At 37.8% G+C, this 8,069-nt stretch carries 8 protein-coding genes and 1 riboswitch; of the genes, 6 read left to right on the top strand and 2 right to left on the bottom strand.

Features of this window, described 5'->3' with window-relative positions; genetic code table 11:
* Window positions 1-309: 309 nt before the first annotated feature.
* Window positions 310-1,188, bottom strand: coding sequence for an iron-containing alcohol dehydrogenase family protein (locus BLR79_RS08025; protein ID WP_092086777.1), 879 nt, complete (start codon window positions 1,186-1,188; stop codon window positions 310-312).
* A gap of 263 nt (window positions 1,189-1,451) precedes the next feature.
* Window positions 1,452-1,596, top strand: a riboswitch (Lysine riboswitch).
* A 66-nt stretch (window positions 1,597-1,662) separates the two neighbouring features.
* On the opposite strand from BLR79_RS08025, the gene lysA reads away from it, so the two are divergent.
* From lysA to BLR79_RS07995, 6 genes are all read left to right on the top strand, one after another.
* Window positions 1,663-2,949: a diaminopimelate decarboxylase gene (lysA, locus tag BLR79_RS08020; protein ID WP_092086775.1), complete on the top strand. Its 1,287-nt coding sequence runs from the start codon at window positions 1,663-1,665 to the stop codon at window positions 2,947-2,949.
* A 66-nt stretch (window positions 2,950-3,015) separates the two neighbouring features.
* Window positions 3,016-3,972: an aspartate-semialdehyde dehydrogenase gene (locus tag BLR79_RS08015; protein WP_092086773.1), complete on the top strand. Its 957-nt coding sequence runs from the start codon at window positions 3,016-3,018 to the stop codon at window positions 3,970-3,972.
* Between the two features lie 14 nt (window positions 3,973-3,986).
* A complete protein-coding gene (dapA, locus tag BLR79_RS08010; RefSeq protein WP_092086771.1) occupies window positions 3,987-4,865 on the top strand; it encodes a 4-hydroxy-tetrahydrodipicolinate synthase in 879 nt (292 codons plus the stop codon).
* Window positions 4,866-4,878: 13 nt separating this feature from the next.
* The gene (gene dapB / locus BLR79_RS08005; protein ID WP_200778888.1) at window positions 4,879-5,631 is read left to right on the top strand and encodes a 4-hydroxy-tetrahydrodipicolinate reductase; all 753 of its coding nucleotides are present in this window, start codon (window positions 4,879-4,881) and stop codon (window positions 5,629-5,631) included.
* A 1-nt stretch (window position 5,632) separates the two neighbouring features.
* Window positions 5,633-6,604: a diaminopimelate dehydrogenase gene (locus tag BLR79_RS08000; protein WP_092086767.1), complete on the top strand. Its 972-nt coding sequence runs from the start codon at window positions 5,633-5,635 to the stop codon at window positions 6,602-6,604.
* Window positions 6,605-6,740: 136 nt separating this feature from the next.
* On the top strand, window positions 6,741-7,781 hold the full coding sequence (locus BLR79_RS07995; RefSeq protein ID WP_092086765.1) for a BMP family lipoprotein: 1,041 nt from the start codon (window positions 6,741-6,743) through the stop codon (window positions 7,779-7,781).
* A 98-nt stretch (window positions 7,782-7,879) separates the two neighbouring features.
* Here BLR79_RS07995 and BLR79_RS07990 read toward each other — a convergent pair.
* Window positions 7,880-8,069: transposase (locus BLR79_RS07990; RefSeq protein WP_143338829.1), on the bottom strand; the 190-nt coding region annotated here is incomplete at its 5' end.

Here is an 8,069-nt window from a genome sequence, read left to right as displayed (position 1 = left end):
AGTTCAGCAGTGGATGAATGATTATCCACGTAAACAGTTTGGCTATGCCACAGCACACGAACTGTTTGCACGGGCTTTATACACCCAGCGACATGCTGCGTAACATTAAGGCCTTGACTTGGATCCTAGTCCAGCATAATACACTGGAAGTGCTCTTTGGACATCCTATCCAGAGCCTGGCTCCAGCTCGCTAATCGCGAGCATCATGCCGGAGCTTCCAAGTAAAGGCCTAAAGATTAGACAAGATACTAAAGCTAACTAACACTGCCACAGTTCAAGGCTTGTGAAAATTTGTAGCTAGTGGCTAATTTATACTTGAAATTTACATTTGTTTTCTAATACTAACTGTACTAAAATAGCATACCCAACTAATTCACCGTGTAAGAAGGGTTTCGTTTCCGGTAAAACCGTCAGACCATTGTGAACGCCGTGAGCTGCAGCATGTCCATACTCGCCGGCATAGCCACTCGCACTTCCTGCGGAGGCAAAGATAACGTCTAATAAGTCAACAAAAGCTTGGTTAATTTGTTTTGATTGAATGGCTTTCAGTGCATTTTTAGCCTCTTTTAAAATAAATTCATAGCAAATCTTCATTGCTTGATAACCTAATTCTAAATTGGGAGTCCGTGCCATGTTATCTAATTGAATGCGTCCTTCGTACCATTTAGCGATCGTATCGGCTAAACCAGCGACAAAGAATTTAGGATCGGCTTGGATTAAAACTCTAGGGTCTACAATGACAGATCGAGCAGTACGGTTAAAAAAGCGAACGGTTTCGTAGTGTCCTTTGGGTGTATAAATAACAGCTAAAGGCGCCCAACAAGCACAAGTTGATGCGATCGTAGGGATTTGAAGATAGTCAATTATCAAGTGGTTCGCCACTAATTTAACGACATCCATGACTTTACCACCGCCGATACCGATCACTGCTTGGGCTGTGTGTTCTTTTGCTCGTTGAGAAAGACGCTGTCCTTCAGCAAAACTACACTCTCCGCCAAAATCGATAAAAGATATAGCAACTTTTTCGAAGGATTTTTGTAGATAAGGCTCAACGGCGTACCACCCACCTTTATCAACGACACAAACAACATGTTCGTAACCTAAATTAAATAAAAATTGATCTAAGTCTTCTAAAATTCCAGTTTGATTGTAGTAGCTTTGAGGGCCGGGTCTGACGACTTGTTCCATTCTAATCCTATCCTTTTCAATTTATTAGTTTTAAAATATTTTAAAGATAATTGAACATGTTGTCAAATTCGTTCATTTTATTTTAATCATTTGAATAATATAATGAAGTGCGCTAAGATAGGAAACAACCAGTTAATTTTAAAATATTTCTTTAAAAGAGAAGACATATATAAGAAAGTTATAAATTTAATTTGACCTTTCAAAGGGTATATGTTATATTTTGTCTAATCGAATTATTATATAATTAAAATTTAATATTCCAGTGTAACAAGAGGCCGCGGTGCGCTAAGAGTAGAATGTCGAAAGGAGCCATCGCCGAAATGACGCAAGTCGTTGGGACTATTTCTGAATAAGGATAGTACTGTCGCTATAAGACGCCCAATCTTATAGTGGTGAGCAGTTGCATTGAGGGCACCAATCTCGTGAGTGCCAATTGTACTCACGAGTTTTTTTATTACAAGGAGGCTATAATTGATGAGGTTATTTGGAACATCAAAAATAATCGATAATGATCTAGTGATCGCTGGTGTGCCGGCGAAGAAATTAGCAAAGGAGTACGGGACACCATTATATGTATTTGATGAAGCGGGTATTGATGAGAAGATAGAAACATTCAAGCGACATTTTAAATCGCAAAAATTTAATACACGTATTATTTATGCCGGTAAAGCCTTTTTATCAGCCTATCTCATTCAGCAACTTACATCTCATCAATTATATTTAGATGTAGTCAGCGGTGGTGAACTATATTTAGCAAAACAGGCAAACTTTAATTTAGAAAATGTTTATTTTCATGGTAACGCCAAGACGCATGCTGAATTAGAAATGGCCGTGGACTATCAAGTAGGGACGATTGTTCTAGATAATACGAGCGAAGCAGAGGTATTAAATACAATCTTAGCTAATAAAAAAACAACTCAGCGTGTTTTATTAAGAGTAAACCCTACCATCGAGACTAAAACCCATAAATATATCCAAACCTCTAATGATGACTCTAAATTTGGGATGAACTTTGAGGAAGCCAAGGATTTTTTAAAAGACTTAGATCGTTATCCACAGTTAGATTTTAAAGGATTCCATTGTCATATCGGCTCGCAAATATTCGATATGACATCTTACTTTACTGAAGCTTTGCGAATGGTTGCTTTTTACCAAGAAATAGAGAAAAACTTTAACTTAGCCTTAGATGAGTTAAATTTAGGAGGCGGTTTTGGCGTCTATTATACTAAAGAAGACACACCTTTTGCTTTAGACCAATTTTTAACAGAGTACATTAAAAAGTTAGAGACTCTTATTGAAGAATACGGCATCAATGTTCAAGCAATTTCCATTGAACCGGGCCGTTCGCTCATTAATGATTTTGGTACAATGCTTTATTCTATTTCTCACGTTAAGCCATCAGCGAACTTTGATTTTGCATTTATTGACGGAGGGATGAACGACAACTTACGTCCTTCTTTATACCAAGCAAAATATACCGCTTTATTAGCAAATAAAGCTCAATGCGAATTAACCCATACGTATCGTATTGCTGGAAAACTTTGTGAGAGTGGGGATGTTCTCATTGATCGCGTTCAACTTCCTGAAGTTGAACGAGGTGACATCTTAGCCGTTCCTTCAGCTGGCGCCTATACGCAATCGATGGCGTCGAATTATAACAAAATACCTCATCCAGGAGTTGTTTTTGTTAAAGATGGCCAAGTAAACGTCGCTGTTAAACGAGAGACTTATGAAGATTTATTTAGAAATGAAGTTTTGTAAGTTTTGTTAAATTGAGTTATTTATTGTTTTAAATGAAGATTATTTGAATTTTAGGAGGAATTTATAATGAATATCGCAGTTGTAGGTGCTAGTGGTGCAGTCGGTCAAAAAATTTTAGAAGTGTTAGAAGAACGTCAATTTCCAGTGGATAATTTATACTTATTAAGTTCACCTCGTTCAGCCGGAACGACGGTTCAATTTAATGGTCAAGAGTATACGTTAGAAGTATTAGAGCCGGCTTCTTTTGATAAAGATATTGATATTGCCTTTTTTGCAGCAGGAGGCGGTATTTCTAAAGAGTATGTGGATATCGCAAGAGATAAAGGAATTACAGTCATTGATAACAGTAGTGAGTTCCGTATGGTTGACGGCGTTCCTTTAGTTGTTCCTGAAGTAAACCCAGAAGATGTCCATGACGAAACGTTAATTGCTAACCCAAACTGTTCAACTATTCAGTCCGTTGTCGCCTTAAAGCCCCTTCAGAAATTTGGTATTAAACATATTACTTATACAACTTATCAAGCAGTATCAGGTTCAGGTGTAGGAGGTATTGCCGATTTAAAAGAAGGGACAACCACTACTTACCCATACAACATTCAAAAGAGTGTTTTACCTCATATCGATTCATTTTTAGATAATGGTTACACTAAAGAAGAAATGAAAATGATTGAAGAGACGAAAAAAATATTAAATGATGATACGCTAAACGTTACAGCAACGACTGTTCGCGTCCCGATTGAAAATGGACACGGTGTTAATATCGATATTGAGTTTGAAAATGACTTTGATTTAGAAGATATTTATAAAGCATTAGAAGAAGCACCAGGCGTTATCATTAGAGACGATGTCGCTAATTTAGTTTACCCCTTAGCGGAAGAAGCAAATGGAACCGATGAAGTATATGTGGGACGTATTCGTCGAGACTTAAGTAGAAAGAATGGCCTGCATATGTTTGTTGTCGCCGACAATATCCGTAAAGGTGCCGCCACTAACTCGGTACAAATTGCTGAGCTATTACAATAAGGAGTGTTGAATGAATGTTATTTAAAGGAGCCGGTGTAGCGATTATTACACCATTTACACAAGATCATGAAATCGATTTTGAAGCGTTAGGTCAATTGATTGATTATCAAATTGATGAAGGAATTGACGTGATTGTTTCTGTTGGGACGACAGGAGAATCAGTTGTTTTAACTGAAAGCGAAAAATTAGACGTCATCAAATATACAATTGATCGAGTCGATGGGCGAGTGCCAGTGATGGCAGGAACGGGAAGTAATAATACACGCGAAGCGGTTGAATTTAGCAAAAAAGTCTCTCAGCTAGATGTTGATAGCTTACTAGTTGTTTCACCTTATTATAATAAAGGGACAAATGAAGGACTCATTGAGCACTATACTCAAATTGCCGATGTAAGTGAAAAGCCAGTGATGTTATATACGGTGCCAGGACGTACGGGGCATAACATCCCAGTTGAAGTTGTTGTGGAATTATCGAAGCATGACAATATTTTCGGCATTAAAGACGCTTCCGGTGATTTAGCTTATACGATGGATATTCGCCGTCAAACACCAGAAGACTTTCAAATTGTTTCTGGTAATGACGACCAAATTGTTCCAATGTTATCAGTGGGTGCTCAAGGAGTTATTTCAGTTATTGCGAATGTTTTTCCTAAAGAAACAAGTCAAATGGTGCATGAGTTTTTAAATGATAATGTTGAAGCATCAAAAGACTTGCAGCTTAAAATGATTCCTTTTGTTAAAGCAATGTTTAGTGAAGTGAGTCCTGTTCCTGTGAAATACGCTACTCATTTACTTGGCTTTGGTACACCAGAATTACGTCTACCTTTAACAACAGCTCAACTAGAAACACAAGCACAAGTAAAAAAAGCTTTAGAAGACCTAGGGCGACTGTAAAAGGATGATGGAATTGAATATATTAGTTGTTGGCCAAACAGGCCAAATGGGGCGTGTTTTAGAACAAACGATTCAAAAATCACCTCACCATTTAGTAGCAGGAATAGGTCATCCTAAAGATATAACTAAAGAAGATGTCAATATTTATAGCGATTTTAATGATATCCCGCAACCTCAAGATATTGATGTGATTATTGATTTTTCTACCCCACACTTACTAGATCCGTTATTAAACTTTGCAACGAAACATAAGATTCCTGTTGTCATTGCGACAACAGGAATCAAAAATACAAAGTTAATTGAAAAAGCATCCCAAGCAATCCCTATCGTTTATGCAGGGAATTATAGTTTAGGGGTGAATGTTTTAGAAAAAGTGGCTGAAGTAGTCGCGAAAGCTTTAAAAGATTTCGATATTGAAATTACGGAAACTCACCATAATTTAAAAGTAGATGCTCCAAGTGGCACCGCTCATATGTTATTTGATGCGGTTAATCGTGGCAGAGACCACACATTGACCCAACACCAAGGACGTCACGGCTTAGATGCTAAGCGAACTAAACAAGAAGTAGGTATGCATGCTTTACGTGGAGGAACAGTCGTCGGCACTCATACCGTTAGTTTCTTTGGAACAGATGAAGTGATTGAGCTGACTCATACCGCTTATTCTAAACAAATTTTTGCTCAAGGTAGTTTAAAGGCTGCTGAATTTATCGTTCATCAACAGCCCGGTTTATATGATGTCAATGACGTATTAGAGGGGGAATAAAGTGAGCCAAATTAATATTGGAATTATTGGATATGGAAATTTAGGCAAAGGAGTAGAAATAAGCCTTAGCCAAAATTCTGATTTTAATTTAGTCGGGATTTTTTCTAGACGGGATCCAAAAACTTTAGATACTAAAAATAAAGCGTATCATGTGGATGACTTACTTGATTTTAAAGACCAGATTGATGTGTTAATTTTATGTGGCGGATCTAAACAAGATATTCCTAAATTTCGCGAATTTTATAGTACTCATTTTTCTACAGTGGATTGTTATGATAACCATCAAGATTTATGGAATCATTATCAGTTACTAGATGACATCACAAAAAAACATCAAAACGTTGCTGTCATTGCGACGGGGTGGGACCCGGGTGTCTTTTCGTTACAAAAGTTATATAGCGAATCCTTTTTACCTGAAGGTGAAACTTTTACGTTTTATGGTCCCGGCCTTTCCCAAGGGCATAGCGATGCGGTAAGACAAGTAGAGGGAGTTAAATTAGCTGCCCAATATACCTTACCTAACGATGAATTAGTCAGCCAAATACAACAAGGCTTGCCCGTCAACTATACTAAAGAAAAAGCACATATTAGAGACGTCTACGTTGTAACAACGGGTACTCGGAGTGAAAGTGAGATTGAAGAGTCGATTGTTAATATGCCAGACTATTTTCAAGGCTATCAAACTCATGTCTATTTTATTGATGAGGAAACTTTTAACAAGGAGCATCAACAGTTAAACCATGGAGGGTATGTCTTAAGAAGAGGAATGATGAATGGTCATCAGTCTACTTATAAATTAGAATTAAATTTAGACAGTAACCCTGAATTCACCGCTTCTGTAGCGGTAGCAGCTGCACGAGCAGCGTATCGATTACAACAAGATAAAAGCTACGGAGCCAAATCTCTATTCGACATTCCACCGAGTTACTTATCTTCTTTAACAACAGAAGAAATGATCAAAAAACTATTATAGGAAATGACCTCAATGATACTCAAACGATCATTGAGGCTTTTTTATAATCTTAAGAGGTTTTCCTTGCACTTAAATAAAGTTTCACTTATGATACTCATAATATTAGAAGTTCCTTAATTCACAAGGAGGTTTTTAAATGTATCGTTTGATCAAAAGTGTAGTAAGAAGTTTACTGGTAGTTGGTTTGATAGTGCCTTCACTTAGCCCAGCAATCGTTTACGCAAAGGATGCTCAAACAATGATTGTGGTGACTACTCAAGGAAGAATTGATGATCGTTCTTTAAACCAAGGAGCTTGGGAAGGTATTCAAGAATATGGTAAAGAAAATGGCCTTGAAAAAGGCAATCAAGGATATGATTATTTACAATCCAATAATGATTCAGAAATTATCACTAATATTACTCAAGCGACCCATGCTGATTTTGATTTGATTTATGCTGTGGGCTTTAAATTAGTCGACATTATAGAAGAACTTGCCCCACAAAATCCTGATCAAAATTATGTCATGATGGATGGGGTGGTTGAAGGTGATAATGTGGCTTCAATTAACTTTAAAGATGAAGAAGCAGCTTTTCTTGCTGGAGTCGCGGCTGCATCAGCGACGAAAACAAATAAAATAGGATTTGTCGGCGGAGTGGAAGGTCATATTATTGATCGATTTGAAGCAGGTTTTGTTGCAGGAGCGAAAGCAGTTGACCCTAACATTCAAGTGAGTGTAGAATATGTAGGAAGTTACGCCGATCCAACGAAAGCGAAACAAATTGCTACAGTCATGTATGCCAATGATATTGATGTTATCTATCCTGCTGCAGGGGATTCTACGAACGGGGTGTTTTCAGAAGCAAAAGATATTGTTCAAAATGATCCCGATCGAGATATTTGGGTCGTAGGAGTCGATCAAGACCGAGAAGAAGATGGATTAATTGAAATCAACGGCACAGAACGTCCTTTAACACTAACTTCAACTTTAAAGGCATCGAAAAATGCGGTTTATCAATTCTCTACACAAACGAATGAAGAAGGTTTTAAACCTGGCGAACAATTCTTTGGCTTAAAAGAAGAAGGGGTCGGTTTAACAAGAGGACATATACCCGAGGATGTTTGGGAGACGATTGAATCTTATCGTGAGCAAATTATTAATGGTGAATTAGAAGTCCCAGCAAAACCAGAACGCTAATTTCTTATTTATTGAGAGCCTGTGACATAAGTCGCGCAAATAAATCCCCCCCGAATGATCCATTGGTGATCGTTCGGGGGATTTTTTAAAAGAGCCCGCTAGCAGAGGGCTAACTTTCTTAAGTTAGCTGCTAATAACGCGAGGCCTATTTCTTGTTTCACCTTGTCAATTCCACGAACGTGAAATTGGGTGAAACCCAAACAAGCCTTCAAAAACCCAAATGCCGGCTCCACGTCGATTTTTCGACGCGCATACACCTTGGCGCATTCAGGATCTGAAAGCTGTTCG

The organism is Dolosicoccus paucivorans, assembly GCF_900100125.1.
GTDB lineage: Bacteria > Bacillota > Bacilli > Lactobacillales > Aerococcaceae > Dolosicoccus > Dolosicoccus paucivorans.
Note: the sequence above shows the minus strand (reverse complement) of the source record. Positions and strands in the feature narration are given on the sequence as shown.